This window comes from Shewanella sp. MF05913 (genome assembly GCF_059758095.1).
Window position 1 is genome coordinate 1 of the sequence record NZ_JCAYNT010000028.1, and the last position, 17,944, is coordinate 17,944.

General features: G+C 38.2%; 23 protein-coding genes. All 23 read right to left on the bottom strand.

The window, feature by feature from the left end; genetic code table 11:
• Positions 1-89: 89 nt before the first annotated feature.
• Positions 90-1,079: a hypothetical protein gene (locus AC19MV_RS21215; protein ID WP_498309861.1), complete on the bottom strand. Its 990-nt coding sequence runs from the start codon at positions 1,077-1,079 to the stop codon at positions 90-92.
• 304 nt (positions 1,080-1,383) lie between these two features.
• The gene (locus AC19MV_RS21220) at positions 1,384-1,572 is read right to left on the bottom strand and encodes a hypothetical protein (RefSeq protein WP_432338878.1); all 189 of its coding nucleotides are present in this window, start codon (positions 1,570-1,572) and stop codon (positions 1,384-1,386) included.
• Between the two features lie 64 nt (positions 1,573-1,636).
• Positions 1,637-1,894: a hypothetical protein gene (locus AC19MV_RS21225; protein WP_498309862.1), complete on the bottom strand. Its 258-nt coding sequence runs from the start codon at positions 1,892-1,894 to the stop codon at positions 1,637-1,639.
• A gap of 137 nt (positions 1,895-2,031) precedes the next feature.
• On the bottom strand, positions 2,032-2,259 hold the full coding sequence (locus tag AC19MV_RS21230; protein WP_432338880.1) for a hypothetical protein: 228 nt from the start codon (positions 2,257-2,259) through the stop codon (positions 2,032-2,034).
• A 54-nt stretch (positions 2,260-2,313) separates the two neighbouring features.
• Complete coding sequence (locus AC19MV_RS21235) at positions 2,314-2,577, bottom strand: hypothetical protein (protein WP_432338881.1); 264 nt, start codon at positions 2,575-2,577, stop codon at positions 2,314-2,316.
• 88 nt (positions 2,578-2,665) lie between these two features.
• Positions 2,666-3,019, bottom strand: coding sequence for a hypothetical protein (locus AC19MV_RS21240; protein WP_498309863.1), 354 nt, complete (start codon positions 3,017-3,019; stop codon positions 2,666-2,668).
• Between the two features lie 80 nt (positions 3,020-3,099).
• Complete coding sequence (locus AC19MV_RS21245; protein ID WP_498309864.1) at positions 3,100-3,618, bottom strand: hypothetical protein; 519 nt, start codon at positions 3,616-3,618, stop codon at positions 3,100-3,102.
• Positions 3,619-3,688: 70 nt separating this feature from the next.
• Positions 3,689-4,231 carry a hypothetical protein gene (locus AC19MV_RS21250; protein WP_498309865.1) on the bottom strand — a complete coding sequence of 181 codons (543 nt, stop codon included), beginning with the start codon at positions 4,229-4,231 and terminating at the stop codon, positions 3,689-3,691.
• A 76-nt stretch (positions 4,232-4,307) separates the two neighbouring features.
• Positions 4,308-4,673, bottom strand: a complete 366-nt coding sequence (locus AC19MV_RS21255; RefSeq protein WP_498309866.1) for a hypothetical protein — start codon at positions 4,671-4,673, stop codon at positions 4,308-4,310.
• Between the two features lie 64 nt (positions 4,674-4,737).
• Positions 4,738-5,124: a hypothetical protein gene (locus tag AC19MV_RS21260; protein ID WP_498309867.1), complete on the bottom strand. Its 387-nt coding sequence runs from the start codon at positions 5,122-5,124 to the stop codon at positions 4,738-4,740.
• Positions 5,125-5,131: 7 nt separating this feature from the next.
• Positions 5,132-5,374 (bottom strand): 2Fe-2S iron-sulfur cluster-binding protein, encoded by a 243-nt coding sequence (locus tag AC19MV_RS21265; protein WP_432338888.1) that lies wholly within the window; start codon positions 5,372-5,374, stop codon positions 5,132-5,134.
• A 287-nt stretch (positions 5,375-5,661) separates the two neighbouring features.
• Positions 5,662-5,853, bottom strand: coding sequence for a hypothetical protein (locus AC19MV_RS21270; RefSeq protein ID WP_182773287.1), 192 nt, complete (start codon positions 5,851-5,853; stop codon positions 5,662-5,664).
• Positions 5,854-5,971: 118 nt separating this feature from the next.
• On the bottom strand, positions 5,972-7,075 hold the full coding sequence (locus tag AC19MV_RS21275) for a DUF7146 domain-containing protein (protein WP_432338890.1): 1,104 nt from the start codon (positions 7,073-7,075) through the stop codon (positions 5,972-5,974).
• A 316-nt stretch (positions 7,076-7,391) separates the two neighbouring features.
• Positions 7,392-9,287 (bottom strand): cobaltochelatase CobT-related protein, encoded by a 1,896-nt coding sequence (locus tag AC19MV_RS21280; protein ID WP_498309868.1) that lies wholly within the window; start codon positions 9,285-9,287, stop codon positions 7,392-7,394.
• A 69-nt stretch (positions 9,288-9,356) separates the two neighbouring features.
• Complete coding sequence (locus AC19MV_RS21285) at positions 9,357-10,472, bottom strand: DUF3150 domain-containing protein (RefSeq protein WP_498309869.1); 1,116 nt, start codon at positions 10,470-10,472, stop codon at positions 9,357-9,359.
• 75 nt (positions 10,473-10,547) lie between these two features.
• Positions 10,548-11,060 (bottom strand): hypothetical protein, encoded by a 513-nt coding sequence (locus AC19MV_RS21290; protein WP_432338893.1) that lies wholly within the window; start codon positions 11,058-11,060, stop codon positions 10,548-10,550.
• A gap of 47 nt (positions 11,061-11,107) precedes the next feature.
• Entirely contained in the window at positions 11,108-12,139 is a 1,032-nt protein-coding gene (locus AC19MV_RS21295; protein ID WP_432338894.1) for an AAA family ATPase, read from the bottom strand.
• 85 nt (positions 12,140-12,224) lie between these two features.
• On the bottom strand, positions 12,225-12,863 hold the full coding sequence (locus tag AC19MV_RS21300) for a hypothetical protein (RefSeq protein WP_432338895.1): 639 nt from the start codon (positions 12,861-12,863) through the stop codon (positions 12,225-12,227).
• 82 nt (positions 12,864-12,945) lie between these two features.
• Entirely contained in the window at positions 12,946-13,125 is a 180-nt protein-coding gene (locus AC19MV_RS21305; protein ID WP_182773316.1) for a hypothetical protein, read from the bottom strand.
• 74 nt (positions 13,126-13,199) lie between these two features.
• Positions 13,200-13,355: a hypothetical protein gene (locus AC19MV_RS21310; RefSeq protein ID WP_432338896.1), complete on the bottom strand. Its 156-nt coding sequence runs from the start codon at positions 13,353-13,355 to the stop codon at positions 13,200-13,202.
• A 48-nt stretch (positions 13,356-13,403) separates the two neighbouring features.
• Positions 13,404-13,763 carry a hypothetical protein gene (locus AC19MV_RS21315; protein ID WP_432338897.1) on the bottom strand — a complete coding sequence of 120 codons (360 nt, stop codon included), beginning with the start codon at positions 13,761-13,763 and terminating at the stop codon, positions 13,404-13,406.
• Between the two features lie 71 nt (positions 13,764-13,834).
• Positions 13,835-14,449, bottom strand: coding sequence for a single-stranded DNA-binding protein (locus tag AC19MV_RS21320; RefSeq protein ID WP_432338898.1), 615 nt, complete (start codon positions 14,447-14,449; stop codon positions 13,835-13,837).
• 1,324 nt (positions 14,450-15,773) lie between these two features.
• Entirely contained in the window at positions 15,774-17,642 is a 1,869-nt protein-coding gene (locus tag AC19MV_RS21325) for an ATP-dependent helicase (RefSeq protein WP_432338899.1), read from the bottom strand.
• Between the last annotated feature and the right edge of the window lie 302 nt (positions 17,643-17,944).

Consider the following 17,944-nt stretch of genomic DNA (forward strand, 5'->3'; position numbering starts at 1 on the left):
ATTGATCGTAACCTCTTTTAACTTTTGCTCACCAACTCCAGTAGCTATTCTTTTAACGAATATGCTTCATTTATAAGTTGAGGTATCTCTTAGTCCCTTTTTAGTGTTTCTAATAAAAATTCATTGAGCTCACTGTTAACTTCATCGTGTTCATCGTTGATGTATTCGATTTCTTTTAACCAGTGAGATTTTTCTTTTTCTAAGGAATAGAGATTAAATGACAATCGTACAAATATCATAAAATCAATTAGTTCGCCTTCGTTTTTCCAATTAAATTCGCGGTGAAGAAACTGCAAGCCATTCGCTCTCTCTTCAGGTGTTATTTCAATGATCATTTCACGGATATCCGAAATCAACTCAGTAATAAACCAATCTTGCTCAATGAGTAAATCTTTCACTGCGCCGTTTACATTCAATTCAGTGTTAAACAGAATCAAATAGTAAAGGTTTAACAAATTATGAGGCTGCATACTAGAGATCTTTTCAAACAGCGCATCCTTATCAGCAACAGATAGACTATCATTCATTTCGACACCAGCCATTGCCAATAACCGCATCAGATTTGTTTGCTTTTCACTGATTAATAGCTCAGTAAAAAAAGGTAACACATCTGCTATATCACCTGGGTTGAAACAGATCGCATCCCTCACGACGTAACCTGGCGGCATACAGGGAGGTACACAGTACATTTTCATTAATTTAACTGTAAAAAAATAAACACTTGCTCTGTCTTCAAAATTTCCTATTTTTTCGTCAATCAAGACGGATAGGTAAAGCAAGTCTTCTCTATCAACGTTCGGCTCACAGCTTTCTTGGCGAAGTACCAGAGGATATTCATAATTGTCATTTAATGAAGCCATTAAGCCGACTTCCCAAGCATCAATCAAAGTATGAATTCTTTTGTTAGTGATTCTTAGTGATTGAGCTATAAATGCAATAGTTCTAAACTGGGTTTTAAGTTTTTCTAATGTTGGTTGATTTTTAATGTGTCTGGCTTCTTTGCGCATGTCCTTAACGAAAGATTTTAACCATGTAGTATCAACGTATCCCAATCTTACCTTGTGCAGTTCTTTCATCATTACCTCCAATTTAAATAGAGACAAAAGTCTCAATATCTCATATTCAGTTCATGTGTGAATTATGATTTTTAATACCTTTATGATATCAAGCAAAGTCACCAGTTTTGCTAGTTTCAGGTGCCGATTTGGACTTTGAACGGGAAAACGCGTAATTAATAAGGGAGTGTTGAAGAAATTGAAGGTGCTTGTCACTTCGAGTTTGACTCTGAAAACGGTTTAACTTACTTTTCTTGCTATGACAATAAGGCTACCAGTGTATGAATAGCCATATCCATAACTCAAACCATCACCAATAGCTTCGGTCTTAGTAAGCGTCCTTGTATAGCTCTTCTAATTCTTCGGGTGAGCCGTAGGTGCATGTAGTGCAATAAAAACCAGAGGGGTACATTAGAATCGCATCAGCGGCAATTTCCCCCTTCAAATCATCTATGCTCTTGCATTTGAACACCGTTTTAACGTGGCATACTTCACAAGTTACCGTTGCTTCAATCATGCTGTTTCCTTTCTTAGAGTCGCTATCAAAGATTGTTGTAAATGAATTTTATCTATTGCCCTAACTATATCACCAGAAATCCAACCAGCAATTGGTTCATTGATGGAATAACCGAGTGTTTAATTCTCAATGATGTTCTGCAACAATCATGACTTGAGCATTCAGTAAAAAAGGGTTCATATGATGTCAATGGTACTTGTTCTTCATCGGGAGTTGTTTCGAGTTTTTCAATTACACTCTCGCCTTTTTGTAATATATCGTTGAATGTAAAAGGTAAATCGTTTAACTCACATACTTGACATAACGCATCTTCAGCTATCATTTTTACACCATTAGAATGAGTTAATATCGAATTTCCACTGACTCTTCATTTTCTGTTTATACTTCAAATTAACTAACATGTCCTTTCGACACATCTAAAAAGCAAAAAAAAATCCACGCAATGCGTGGATTTTTGGTTTAGACTTCTGAGCTGCCTACCCAATTTGTTGCCAGGTAAGCATCCCAGCCGAATGGACTGTATGCATAGAGATCTAATGACTCTAATGCATCATGTGTCCACCGGCCGCTCGGGGCTGATACTGTAGCAACTTCATTCCCATCTAAATCGTGGATAATAAGCGCTAAGCATTCAAACCCAATTAATAAATCGGGTTCCCGAGGATTTATAGGTCGAGTAATAATCACTGATTTCCGCCTATGATTTTTGGTTGTTGTTGATTTAAAATCTGTACAGCGCAATTAAATTTCATCTAGAATTTCACGAGCTTGCTGGATCGCTTCACTCAATGAATAACGATCTAAATGTTTAACTTCATATGCAATACACTCTCTTCCTGTTCGTAGGATGTGCATTACTGTGAGCTTGTCTTTAATCCCATAAGTGACGACGTTTGTGAGTGAGTTTCCTTTTTGCCACTGTGTATGAACACGAGTAACGCGGGAACCACCAGCAAGTTGTGCCAGTGCCATATGAGCATTTTCTGATAGCGTGGGAATTATCATTATTTGTGTTCTCCAATTCGCAGAGATCACATCCCAACAGGGTGTGTCCCTGCTGGGGTATGGTGATAAAACTATGTTGAGTATTTGATTAATTTAAACATGCGTAAATCATGAAGCCATCACCACCGGGAGCGGTCATCACACCAAAATCTACTACTTTCGCATTGTTTATTGCTTTAAACTGACCTGCTTGTAATGTCTTATACACACTAGACATCATCGCTTTATTTTCAGTTGCAAAGGCTTTTCCTGACTTCGTGACACAAACATAATCAATGACAGACTTTGGGTTTGTCATATTGTGTATGTTCATTCGAAGCCAAGCACTTGCTACCGATTTCGGGTTAACATAACCCTTCCCAACGATGGCGCTAGCCGTAATTTTGCCCGCAAGCAAATCGTTTAAATAAGCTGAATACTCTTGAATTTTTTGATTGTTCATCTGTGTTCTCCAAATTTGAGGAACACAGTCCCATAAGGATTGTGTTCCCTATGGGTAGTTAATCTATTTATGTGATTTTTTTACATGTTATCAAGGGTGAAAATGATTACCCTCGCAGATTCACTGAAAAGCATATCCATATCTAACGCAGTTGCCCAAATGACATCGCCTTCACAATATGTGACCAGCTCCATCGTAACTTTGTTCCTCCAAACGCAATGCAAGTCGTCCTCCTGAATTAATCTGGCCCAATTCGGGTGAGCCTCGAGTAATTCCATTTCAAATCCATATAAACATTTTTGAGTTACCTCACGGACAATTAAACATCCTGTATCGGTTGTTTCAACCTTGTTTAACTGGTCTGGTTTTTTTGGAAACCAATATGCATCACTTTCGGTAAAGATAAATCGATCAGGCAAATCACATTGCCCGGCAAAGCCAATTACTTTTTTGGGTTTTCGAAAAAATACACCATACTCATTCGTGAACGTAACAAAATCACCAACCTTAAAATCACAAGGTAATGTTGATTCTGTCAATAATTCAGATTTAAACTGCTGATATTCATTTTCTTTGTTGATTTGGTATTGAGTTAACATATTGCGTCCTCCAAAGACGTCGAAGGCACAATACTCCCAATGGGAAGATTGTACCCATTGGGTAGGTTTGTTAAGCCACTAAACGTAGCTTTGTTAATTTTGCAGCGTGTTCCTTTACTTTATCCATAAATTCAACCATCAATGTATTTCCGCAACACTCAAAAGCATTTCTCCATTGCGACCAAGAAGCTTCTGTAGTTCTTTGGTTATCAATATCAAAAATGACATTCTGTGAAGCTGGTTCATTCAGCAAGCTATTCATTTTATCAACCAATGCCGATAGTGACGTGCAGCTGACAATATTGAATGGTGGCTCGCAGATCAAACTTTCTGCCATTGACTCTGGTATTGAATTTAACTTGTCTTCTACTACATGATAGTAATAGTTGTTCGGCCAATATTTGACATAGACAGGATCAACGCCCTGGTACAGAGGTATTAAACAAGTACCATCAGCATGTAATATCCAAATATATTCGCGATTTGGATGCTCTACAAAATCTTTTTCTAGCAGTAATTCATCATGAGTTAAAGAATCGGCGTTACTTGTCGGCCATTGTTTTTCCTCAGAAATCTTCTGCATTTTTGAAATGATTGTTTTTACATCTAACATAATGTGTCGCTCCAAACTTTTAAAGGACACACCAGCCCAATAGGGTGATATGCCCTAGTGGGGTTAGGTTGATTTACTAAATAATAGTAAAATGGATGTCTTCAATTAAAAGCCGAGTTTTACCTACTTCTCTTTGCATCATGGTTCTTTTACCCATGAACTTTTGGCGGATATCATGCCAGTCCTCAATGTCGTAACGCTCAGTGGTCCAAACACCAATACTCTGCTGCTTTTCATACTGTTCCAACGTATAGGTTGGTAGCGGAACTTTAAACTTAAGGCCTGTAGACTTGTGTACCAAAACGCCTGCGGGCTCTAGTTTTGCTTCATCGTCCTCGTTATGAAATGACGAATAGCCGAAACCATCACCGGTACATGCTCGCAATTGAGCATCAAGGCTTTTTATGTGAAGTGGGATTAGATGTATTAGGTTGTTATTCATAGTGTGTCTCTCCGAATGTAAAGGACACACCAACCCAATAGGGTGATATGCCCTAATGGGGTTATTAATATCTAGAATAATACCTAGATGGTCTGGTTAACTTGTTACCGTTCGTTAATGAACAATTTCTCGTTAACTCTTTATTTATACGGGACAAAGTAAACTTCCCACTCCAGGAAAGATTGCTTTCATTTTTTACGCAATTCCTGATAGTTTGTCTTTTGGTTTGGCCAACATCAGATAAATGCTCTCGGCAGTGTAATTCTTCTACCATCAGCATGTATTGAAGATCAGTCAAAGCAATATTCAATTTTTCCTGTAACTTTCTTTGATTAAAGACCTTACGGCCTAACAAATATGTGACTAAAGACGGCACCGCAGCAGTTAGAATGTTCCCAAGAGCTGTAATCTGAGCCACGATCAACACGTTATCAATAATAATATTATCCATGCTGACCTCACGCTTTAATCAACAAAGTAGTTACAGATTTACAGCAGCAAGGCAAAATCTCATCATCAGCCAATATTGCTATTGGAGTCTGAGTCAACAAAACCTTTCCACTGATTAATGTTGATTTACACTGACCGCAAAATCCACTTTTACAGCTAAAGCTAAATGTGTCATTGAGATCTTTTAATAGTGTGTTGGGATGAATGGTTATCATGTGTCCTCCAAATGAATAAAGAAAGACACGCTCCATAGGAAGAATGTCTCCCTGTGGGGTTAGTTAGCCAATAGGCTCTCACATCAACGGTATTGCTTTAATACTGTTAATGCCGGTCACTATTCTCATTGCTGATAAATAGCCGCTCGGGTTTCCCATGTTGAGCTGACATGCGTCTATATATCAATAACATTCAAAGCCAAAAAAGGCTTAAAAAGGTTATGGATAGGGATAAACGATTGAGGAACTCATAAACCTAAATCGACTCAAAAATAAAAATCAATTTAGGTTTATGAGGCGGTCTACTTAACCGCCTCTCACAGTCAAATTTCAGCTATAACACCATTAGCCGTTATTAAAGACCTCTGACGAGCCCAAGTCGTTAACTTAGTCAATCTTTCATCGCTATCCATTACTGATAAATCTTCAGCAATTTTGAACGCTTTATTTGACCCAATAGTTAAAATACTCGATGCACAATCAAAGATCCCTTGTACGTATTCATAGTTAGCCATAGTCATTATCTCCACTTAAGTTAAGTAAGGTTATTCATCACAAAGCACACCTACTCAATGTCCTTTGTGATGAATAACCCAGCCACACAGTCCCATTCGGGACTGTGCAACAGAGCATTCATATGGCCTTATAGCCGTTAATTAGCGATGGATTTGTATTGAATACATCCAGCCAATCTTCTTTTTCCGTGTTAAGTGTTTCCGGGTAGTAAATATGACATTTAAGCCCTTTGTCACTTAGTTTTTTCATCAACTTCTGAGCTGATAATAGTCCCGCGCCACTTGGTTCTCTATCGGCCCAAATTCCAACATGTGTAATGTCGGATTCTGGCTCGAACAAAGCAAGTACAGTGTCACTATATAACGACCAACAAGGTAAACCGTTTGCATTAAAAAGCGATAAAGCCGTTTCTATGCCCTCAGTCACCCCTATGTATTTACCACCACACATCAGCTGCATAGGCTCCCCAAGTCGAAATGCGCCACCTCCCATATAATCGGGCGGGCTCATTAATTTCTTAGGGTTACTTACTTCAGCTTTACCGCTTCCGTCTGGTTTAAGGTAAATACGATGGATTGTTAAATTTGACCCATCCTTGCTTTTGAAAATACCAAGCAATGCTGGAAAGGTACCGATAAACGCCTTCTTCTCTAAACAGTAATATTTAAGTCCAGGGTGGAAACCTAATGTCGAAGAAAATTTTCGAACATCCTCACTTGTTAACGTCAGACCTCGACTTTTCAAGTAATTCATCGCTATCTCAGACTTGTAAGCAGGTATCGCTTCTTGATACACACGCTGTAATGCCCTTAATCGCTGTTCTTTCTTCTCTTTATTACAATATTCAGAACGTTGAACTTGTTCTCGGTTTAATTGCGCTGAAACTTCACGATAGCTGACAGTTTTATAATCCCCGCCTGTAATCCTTAACACTTCATCTGCAGCCTCTTTAATCGAGCAGTTGCAGTAAAATGCGATTACATTAAGTCCATCGGTTAATTTTCCAACGTGATTGTGAAAAGCTTGCCCTGTTTGCTCCCAACCATTTACAAGACGAAACACCGTAGAGCCTTGACCCGTTTTAGGGCATGGTGTTTGTGCTGGATATCTGTCAATTGCCGTTTTTAAACCGCTAAATTGTTCAAATATATTTCTCCAACCGCCTTGTTGGTCAACAAGTGCTTTTACTTTCTTTATTTTTGAGTGAGTGGCTTGGTACATGATAATTCTCCTAAATATTGCCTACGGAAACCCCAAAGCCCCCTTGTTAGAAGAAACTTTGGTGGTTTCCGCAAACAAGTAGAAAGGGCGACCTATTACTAGATCGCACTCAGATTTACCTATTTAGAAGCGGCTTCATTACCCATGTAGCCCCTATCAGTACCTTTTTGCCATTACGTATTGCATAAATAGCATTCAAACCACTCGCTCTTTTTTCTTTGATAATTACGTTCATAGTGTGCCCTCCAAGGCAATTATTTGGCACACTATTCCCCAAAGGGAATGTGTACCCTTTGGGTTATTGAATTAATTAACGCTATTTGAAAGCGTGTTTAAGTCCTACAGTTAATGCATTCACAAGCTCGCTGATTGAATTGATCACCTTAAAATCGGTGTTACTGAACCCGCGTACTTCTCTGTGAATACCTATACCGAATACTTTAATACCTAATGCTTGTGCATCCTCTATTGCAGCTACAGTCTCGCCAGCGCTGTTAGGATCACCGTCGGTCACTACAAATAGTAATTTCCTTGGTTCAGCACGACTCATTAAAATAGCTGTTGTAGATTGAATTGCTTCAGCTGTTGGTGTTCCGCCGCAAGAACTTATATTAAAAGATTCCATGGGCTTTTTTTCTTCAAATCCTTTTACTATCGCCATTTTGTCCTCATACGATGACCTTTCGGGATAATAAGCAACCAATGACTCCACGCCATGAATACCATCTAATGCAGTGCTTAACGCATATGCTACATTGTTAGCCATCCTCATATCTCTATCAGACATTGAACCAGACTTATCGATCAACAATGCTATAGCAGCATTGGGCGAACGATGTATCGTCTGTGATTCAAACACCTTAGTATTACCGATAGCAACTCCAGCCAAACGGCCAGAATTTATCGATTTACCTCGATTGTGTAGAGAATGATTAACAAAGTTTTGGTCATGGAATAGCCGTTTTAGTGGGTTTTTTAACTTTGAAATGACACCTCGTAAGTTACTGTCTATTAGACAATTTGCACTTAATGGAGTATCAATTTTCTCGTTAGACAGTGGTAAGCTTATTAAATTTCCTTCTGTATGGTCAGCGGCCATGCTTTCAATTTCAGAAATTAATTTCTGATGAAAATCGTCTTCATATTCATCTAACTTCTGAATAATTGAATCGATTTCCTCTTGGCTTGGCTGCATAGTAGGTTGATTTGAAGTGCTTGATGAACCGTTTGATCCACCTTGACGGCTGCTATCATCTGAGTCGCTATCATCTGAGTCGCTATCATCTGAGTCGCTATCATCTGAGTCGCTATCGTCTGAATCGCTATCGTCTGAATTGCTATCATCTGAATTGCTATCATCTGAATTGCTATCATCTGAATTGCTATCATCTGAATTGCTATCATCTGAATTGCTATCATCTGAATTGCTATCATCTGAATCGCTATCGTCTGAATCGCTATCATCTGAGTCGCTATCGTCTGAATCGCTATCGTCTGAATCGCTATCATCTGAGTCGCTATCGTCTGAATCGCTATCGTCTGATTCGCTATCGTCAGGCTTTTTCTGATTATCCTTTAACCATTCCACTAACAACTCAAATATCTTATCTGCAGTTTCATAACAATATTCTGTTGTTACTAAGCTGTCTAATACTTGAGGGGTAAGCAAAGAATGAATATTGTCATAAAAACCTTGACCAAACTTCAGTAACACCTGTTTATCAGTTTCATTGAAAAAATCTGATAAAGGCTGTCCTAAATGGCTTCTGGCTTTATACAATACCCAGGCTTGGATATAAGCAGGCAACGGTGCATCGTCTTGTAATACGCAAAAAAGCCCTTTTACTTTACAAAGTTCTACGAGCTTTCTTAACGATATTGTTGTTCCACGGAAATCATTCATCAATCTACGTTCTTGATGAAAATCATCAAGCGCGTTAAGCAGATCTTTTAGATACGAACTTTTATTGCTTGCAAGTTGGTACCAATTGTTGTCGGTATAGTTTTCATGGCCAAGTTCATGATCACAAAAACCCATAGACATAGTGATAAAATCATCATCACTAAAATCTCCAACCGGCAGATTAATTTTCCCAGCGATGTGATAAGCCTGTGTACCACTAAAAGTTATTTCAATGTTACTTTGTGCTGTAAGCACGCGGCTTAAATTTTTATACTTCCTAAGAAGTTTTGTTTTGTCAGATTTTGACATTGTGTCCTCCAGACTCTTGTTTAGAGGACACAAATCCCATAGGGATATGTGTCCTCCCTATGGGGTTGGTTAAAATCCAAGACCGAAACCTAATTGGTCGGGCTCTTGGTTTAAATCATCAATTCCAAATGACGTGGCTACTTCCGTAACTACTTCAGGACTATTGACTTGTTGGAACTCAGTCTCAAAAACACTCAAATCTTCATCTAAATTTGAAGATTCAGTTTCCCCAAGAATGCCAAAATCATCTTCAATAACTTCAGGTTCAACCTCTAATGTAAAGCTATCAGAAGCATGATTACGAAGCATATCGGGATTCGACATTACCAAGGTCCATCTAGCTAAATTTGACAAATTGGCACCTTCAATCCAACCAGTTAAAGGCATTGAATCAAGTACCACGTTTGTTTGAGATACCACCTTCTCGATATTACTATCAAGAAAAGATAACCCTTCTAGCTTTTGGATTAAGCGCTTAAAGGAGTCTTTTATCCTTCTGTTAGCTTTGGTTCTTGCGACTTTACGTCCGTTTGCATCAGCTACAAAGAATGATTTGTCATAAATATCACTCGCCATCTTTGCCACTTCATCATACAAATTACTCAAAATATCATCAGCTAATTCTTCAGCAGATTCATTATCCCCTTCTTGGATCAAGGGTGAAAATGCTACCGGTGGTAACATTTTCATTTTAAATCTGCCACCAAACTCTAGCTTGTCCATCGTGTAACGTCGCATAATATCTGCAACATCCAAGTTAGACATTTGCCAATCACTGACAAGCGTATCGTAATTGTCGAGCATGTCCTTTAACGCAATTGCCCAATCAACTTCAATTGAAGCAATCTCGTTTTGAAGTTCTTCCAATCGTGCTAAAGGAACGATTGTCATATCTCCCCAACGGACTCCGTATGAGTTTAAAACTCTTGAAATACTTTGTTTTGTTTTGCTTGTAAAGTTAAGTGGCTCTTTTGGAAACCAGCGAATCTTTGACCCTTTGATAGAGTCTGAATCCTGTAGTTTTCCATCCAATTCTACTTTTACTTTAGGTAGAGATTTCTCCCCACAAGCCGCCATGGTTATGACGTTAACAACACAAACTCCTTGCTCAAGTTGAGTTAAACGCGAACATAGCTCAGATGTAGTTGCTGTTGCAGCATTGTTTGATTTTGTAGATGTAGCCATAATTTTGTCCTCCAAGGACGTAAAAAAGGGATACATCTACCCAAAGGGAAGAGTGTATCCCTTATGGGGTTTAAGTTATTGTTTAATAATACCTTCGTAGGTACAAAGTCCGTCTAAATTATAACCTTTATTAAGTTTGCTTTTGATCACTTTGATTCGTTCAGATATTCCATCTTGACTCGTCAAATCAATGTGTTCGTTCTCATAAAGAACCCAGCGCCCTTGAGTTTGGTCATTCTTAAACAAAACAACTACTTTGGTATGGTTTTCCGCAATTGCCCATTTTTTTCCTGATGCATGGGTATAAAGCAAAAAACTGAGTTTTGTGTGTTCTACTGTAATTTGACTTGCACGATAATGAGCAAAATCAAACGTTTTTTCACCATCAATGGTTTGACATATGATATGTCTACAGCTGCTTCTTAACCCGATATTAACATTGGATTTTGATTCAACTATTCCATTAACGTTCAGCGTGCGATCCTCGTTTACCGAACCTTCAATAATAAACATTCCATCAATAGAAATAGCGGCCCATTTTGAGCTGCCATCCCAATGTTCTGATGAAATATTAAACGCCTCAAACACAGTACCATTTGGTATTGTGTCTAAGGATGCGTTTATTGAAGGTTTTACTACTTTTTTTCAAGCAGGCTTTTTAACGGTTTATTAATATCATCACCAAAGACTTTGGTGACAATATCATTTGCGATTTCAGCATCATCACGACTAACTGACTTAAGAAATACAGCATCAAGTGATTGTTTTAATGTGCGAAAAACACCAAAAGTTTGGATGTAATACGCCCAAGCAATCATAACTCGAGTTGAAAATATACATTGAATAGGATCATCGATATTACCATCACGATTCGGACCAAGAGCTGCGTCTCTGAAAGCATTTGCAAGCTTAATGATATCGTTTCGTAGATGTCTAGGTAATCTCGGAGCAAATTTTTCAAGAATTTTTGACTCTTGTATGACATTTGGATACTGCGTCTCAAGCCACATAAAGCGACTTAGGAATGCTTGATCCATCTGGTTAGATGTAATGTAACGTTCATCATGACCAGTGCCATAAGTATTTGCTGTACCGATAATAAAACACTGTGGGTGCTTCATTATGGTTTCCTTGAACATTTCCAACGGCCATGGCTTACCTTCCACCAGCAAATGCATTGCTGATGTTAGTTCACCGCTGGCTTTATCGAATTCATCCATCAACAAAATGCCGCCATTTCGGTAGGCTTTTGCAGCAGGACCATATTCTTTTCGTGTTATGGTTTGGTTGTTTTCCGAGTCTAATACATAGCTACCCTCAATATCTTGTGGATTCATGCGAGCATGAATTTTCACAATATAAATAGGTAGATTTAATCTGTCTGCTAAATACAAAGCCAATTCCGTTTTACCGGTGCCGGTATGTCCTTGCAAACCTAGAGCTAACAATTGATGTGGTGCCATAATCCATACTAAAGCAAGCTTACCTACATCTATATCTGGTATATACATCGGATTAGATGCAATACAATCAGAATGACGGTGCTTCCTACGTTGGATCATTACCGTAGATGGTTCAAATAGCTCAGGAAAAACCACATGAGCAGGTACTTTTTCCATTTCGGTATAATCAATTGCAGTGGTTGAGTTAATTGCTAAAGCTGACATAGTGTGTCCTCCAAGGACTGATAGTGGACACACCTTCCCCAATGGGAGTGGTGTGTCCCATTTGGGTTATTTAATTTGTGATGTATTAAGAATTGATAGCGTTTGCTAAATATTCACTCATTACATCCCTTGTTGTGACGCCTGCAAGATAGAGATCATCCATCAGTTCGCCTATTTGCTTTAAAATTGTAGTAAGTTCGTAATCCCCGTTGATATGCTCAACAAGTATCTTCATCAAACCTTGCTTTACAACCTTAACGCCTACTTTATCTTTGAACATTTCGCCAAAAAAATTACACCAATGCACAAATTCATCAAGCTGGTCAACTTCAACCTGCTTCCCGTATTTAGTCATGATGTTTTTTACTTCTTCACGAATTATTCTAGGGTTATATCCGGCATGTCTACATACCTCAGCAAACTGAGGTGTCGATTGCCACATAATTTCTTCCTTAAACAACTCGTTCTCAGGATTAGCATTTCGAAGGATCTCTAAACTTCTAATCAACATGCCTTCTAGAAGCATATCAATGTCGTTTTGAGTCCACGCTATGTGATACTGATTAGTTTTATGTTCAAAATGTGGATCCATCATCATCATTGCAGAACATTTCTCATTGCCTCGACGAATCGAATCAACAATGTCTCTGTCTAGTGTGTGATGGATTGTTTCAGGAAGCGACCAAAACGGTTGCGCCTGATGATTGATTTTAGATTTACGCATTGATGTGTCCTCCAGGAACGCGAGAAACACCAATCCCATGCGGGTGATGTTCCCGCTTGGGTAGTAAATATTTAAATGGGGTTTACTTACATAAATTCATCAATTGACTCATTTCTGAGTCAGTTCTAGATAGGCGGCGTGAAGTTTTAAGAAACTTCTCATCAACTACATCTGAGTCTCGAATTTGTATAAGTTTTTTTAAAATTTTCTGCTTGCGACGACGATAGTATGCCGCTTGAGAAGATAGGGTTTTGTTACTCATTGTGTTCTCCTAAATTTAGAGGAACACTATCCCTTGAGGGTTGTGTCCCTCATGGGTTGTTGAGCAAAATTTTTCTATTGGTGTTCTTTGTGTTTCTGCTTGGCTTTGTAACTATTAAAGGTCGCGATATGGTAAATCCCCATACACAAGCCTCCAACAATGACGATTCCAATAGAGACAAAAGGCATCCAATAGCTGACTGTTTCTGTGATCATAATACTCGGATTCATGTTTAAAACTCCATGCATACATTCTAACACTGTCTGAATTTCAATCAATTACTCTTCGCCTTTAACATTCGCAAACGCCCAAGCTATTGCGCTATAAACGATCATAAAACTTACACCAAAAAAAGTAAGCCAAAACGTTTGATAGCTGTACGCCATGCCAATAAAGGCCAGACCTACAGGCAATGAGATTGCACGCATGAAGTCAAAAACAAAGATGATAAGACTCTTCGCATTCTTTTTATATGCCATTAATTGACTGTGTAAATAAGCCAAAAATGAAAAAATAAAAAGTAGATACAAGGCAAATTGCAAGTAACTTGGTTTCATTTGCAATGCAGTGCTAAAGCCGATCAAACTAATGCTGAATAATTCCTCCTGAGTAATGATGTTGAATAATTTTTTTATCATAAGCATTCCTTAAAGTTAAACAAGGAATGCGTACCCAGCAGGGACGATATCCCTGTTGGGTTGATGTTTAATTAATTCTGAAAACCATTGCCTCTTTGGAAAGAGTTGTTTGGTCTAGAATTATGTTGGTACTGTGGCGCACGCTGTTGCGGTGCATTAGCATATTGCCCTTGTGGAGCATATTGCTGTTGCGGTGCATTAGCATAATGTCCTTGTGGAGCATGTTGCTGTTGCGGTGCATTAGCATATTGCCCTTGTGGAGCATGTTGCTGTTGCGGTGCATTAGCATATTGCCCTTGTGGAGCATGTTGCTGTTGCGGTGCATTGTTATGGTTATTAGGCTGATTAGAAGTGTTGCGTTCTGTTTTTGCAGAATATTCAACAACTTCATTTACAACAATTTTCATACCATAACGTTTTGTACCATTTTGAGGTTGGTAATTGTTTGAAGCCATAAACCCGTTAACTGTCATTTTGTCACCAATATTGGGTTGAAAATTAAGTTTTGCAGGAATATAAGCTTCGAGAAACAAAGTATCTTTAGTTTCCCATTGTCCATTAACCATTGAACCTTCGTTATACGCTAACGATATTGCACATGCGCCGCCCTGAATGGGTTTAACTTGTGAAACATTGCCAGTGAAAATGATGGTGTTTTGGCGAGTTGATTGATTTTGATTGTTCATAATATTGTGTCCTTCCATTTTAAGAGGTTTAACCCAAAGAAAGACACGTTCCCCCAATGGGTGAATGTCTCCCTTTGAGGGGTTGGTTAGCCAAATGGCTCTCACATCAACGGTATTGCTTTAATACTGTTAATGCCGGTCACTATCTCATTTCTGATAATAGCCGCTCAGGTTTCCCATGTTGAGCTGACATGCGTCTATATAAAAATTAATTTCAAAGCCAAAAGAGGCTTAAAAAATTAAGTATTAGGGATAAACGATTGAGGAACCTTTTAAACCGAAATCGACTACTTAAAATCGACTTTGATTTGATTAGTTTGTTTTTGAGTGGCGACATTGCCGCCACTCGCGAAATTTTCCGCCGAAGAGTAAATTCTTCGCCACTAAAAAGTGATTAGTTACTTATTGTCCATAACAATGGTCGAACAATAATTTTGTTGATAATCAACGCAGGAACTGACATTGCTAAAACGATAATAATTTCCATACTAATCACCCTTATTAAGTTTGTTGGCCTCACCAAATCTTCCTCGCAAAGAAGATTTGAAGAGGCCAACAAAAAGGTTACCCAAACGGGTAAGCCTTGGTGTTAGCTTCATGATTCAAATTAACGCGCAACTACCCATAGAAGTGGTTGAACGATGATTTTATGAATGATGATTGCTGGTATTATAAGTAAAGCGATGATTGTAAGTTCCATAAGTGTGTCCTCCAAGGACATAAAAGGAACACACTTATCCCAATGGGAGTAAATGCGTCCCAGTGGGTGAGTAAATATTGATTGAGTTGATAGTAAATAAATAGCAATGCTACATATTTACTCAGTTGTAGAGAAAGTTGTCCAAAAGGGATTAAAGTTCTCTTGTGGGTTATTGGTTAAGGGTTGATACAAGTAAATTTGTAAATTTTCCTAGGAAATTTTACAAATTTGTCATTAATTACTTCGCAAAATAATTAACCGCTCGGGTTTCCCATGGTGAGCTGACATGCGTTTACTAAAATTTTAAATGACTACCAAAAAGGTAGAAAAATAAAATGATGAGGATAAACGATTGAGGAAATTGAAAAATTGACAAGCTAAACCGACCTTTACAAACTCAAGAGTTAGTCTGCAAGGTTGTTTTAGGTTGCGAATTTAGTTGGTATTGCTGTGTTACAGTAAATTATGTAATCAGCTTGGTTGATGTCAATGAACATCGATGTTTTGGGGTTGTGTGAGCTTCTGCTCTATAGTTATGATGTGTTTCATCATATTGAGTTGTAGTGATACTTGACACTACAACTCAAATTTACATCATTTATTTATTCGCTGCAATGCTGTAAATCACAAATTTTCGAAAACTTCAATTCCAAAAGCTTGTTCTATAAATCGTGATTGTTCACCGAACCAAGAAAGGTATAATTTTGACTTGGCGCGAGTCATACCAACATACAGTAATCTTCGTTCTTCTTCAGTTAATGCTGGAGTTATGGTCACGCCAGGCATCGTGTGAGGTATATTGTCTGCACTTACCCCCATCAAACACACAACATCCCACTCCAACCCTTTTGAACCATGCAATGTTGTTAGCACTGGTAGTTCATCCGTCTTATCACGCCTTTTTATTTGATTTGAAAAATCTTCTATGCATTTCAATTTTTCAAGTAGTGTTGCACCCGGCATACTCCAAAGGATTTCTTCGAATACATCCTGAAACTTTTGCGTTCTCTCTGTCAAAATGTCACTAAACGAAGTGATAACAAACTGGATAAGAGCCATAACTTTCTCTTTGTCCGAGCAATCAGCCAGATGCCATTGTTGTTGGCAAACTTGATTTAGTAAGATGGTATTAGCATTTAAATCCCACTCATTTATGTTGCAGTGGCCAAAACCTGCACCTCCTAATGACGCTTTAATTTGCACAATATTGGATTGTGATTCTTGTAGAAATACAAGTAGTGGGATCAGGTGATTATGTGGGTTTAGTTGAGTTATAGTACAGAAAAAATGCATCAATATTTTTAGGTGGTCGTTTTCCCAAATTGATTTGCTGTTTATTCTGTTAACTTCTATATTTGCTTCAGAATTTAAGTGTTTTTCTAAATCATTTAATTCTTGATTGGTTCTGGCTAATACTGCAATTGATTGGCCAGCATTGTTCATGATTACGTTTGTTATTTGTTCGAGCTCTTGTTCTTGGTCGGAAGATTTTAATAAAAACACCTCCCCTTCAATCTGCGAGCCTGAATTCATCACTTTATTAATCCTATCGCTGTTACGCTTAATTACCTCGCCTGCTGAAGATAAGATCTCTGAACCACAACGAAAGCACATGCTTAACGTATGCGTTATCACATTGAAATCGTTTTTAAACATTCGCATTCCATGGACGCCTAACGCCCCTCTGAAGCTGAAAATTGATTGGTCATCATCGCCTACAACCGTTATTTTCGCCCCAGCCAAACCATGACTTTTGACCCAAGAATATTGGACTAAATCTGTATCTTGAAACTCATCAACTATAATTTGCGTACAGTTAATTGGTTCAATATCGCCCACTATTAATGCACGCGTGACTTCCACGCACATTGTATCCAGTGGCCAATACTTAAGTTCATCTAGCTTTTGAAGGTAATAATTATAAAAGTGATTTACCCCTCCAATTTCAAACACTTCGCTGAATTCAAACTCAACATCTTCATGAAATGGTGTTTCGCTATACAGTTTGATTAGCTTTTGGCAAACGTTTAAAAAACTATATGTTACGCTTTCTTTTTTAGACTTTTCAAGCTCTGAACCGTCTTCACTATGAGTGATTTCCGACTCAAATTTATGTTGTTCAGCAATGTTGAATTTATTTCTGTAATTCTCAATAATGAAAGCTATTACCCTTTGATGGCTTGAGCCTGTTAGTAACATTCTTCCGTTGAATTTTGGATGTTTTTTTGTTTGTTGCCAAATTAATGCATGAAACGTAGATACAAATATTTGCTTTCGTTTCTGGCCGTGAACGAGTTTGCCAACTCTTGCCCTCATTTCTTCAGCAGCTGCGTTTGTAAAGGTAAGAGCGATCACCTTGTTATTTTGGTTTTGCACTAAATTACTGATGAATGAAATCATCGTATGTGTTTTGCCGGCGCCCGGTAACGCCAGTACGAGGTTATGATTATTCAAGCTCTCTGTTACGGCTGCTTGCTCTGCACTTAAACTCACTATACGTCCTAAATATGCTTGTTCTCATTATATTCGCCAGAATACCAGCTTGACACACTGCGTTTATTAATTTGAAGTGCCTTTTTGGACGCTGAACACTGGTATTTGCTTTTTTCTGACGGACACTAGTGTCGCCATACATTAAGTTCGAAACTTTACCTAGTTGAAGCCTTGATGTTTACGTTAAAACAGAATCATCAAGTAGCATTAAAGCTTGAAACTGTCTTAGGCTTAAGTGCACCGATTATTAGGAAATACAATAATGATTTAAACTCACTTCTGGACAAATATTAGTTAGAGTT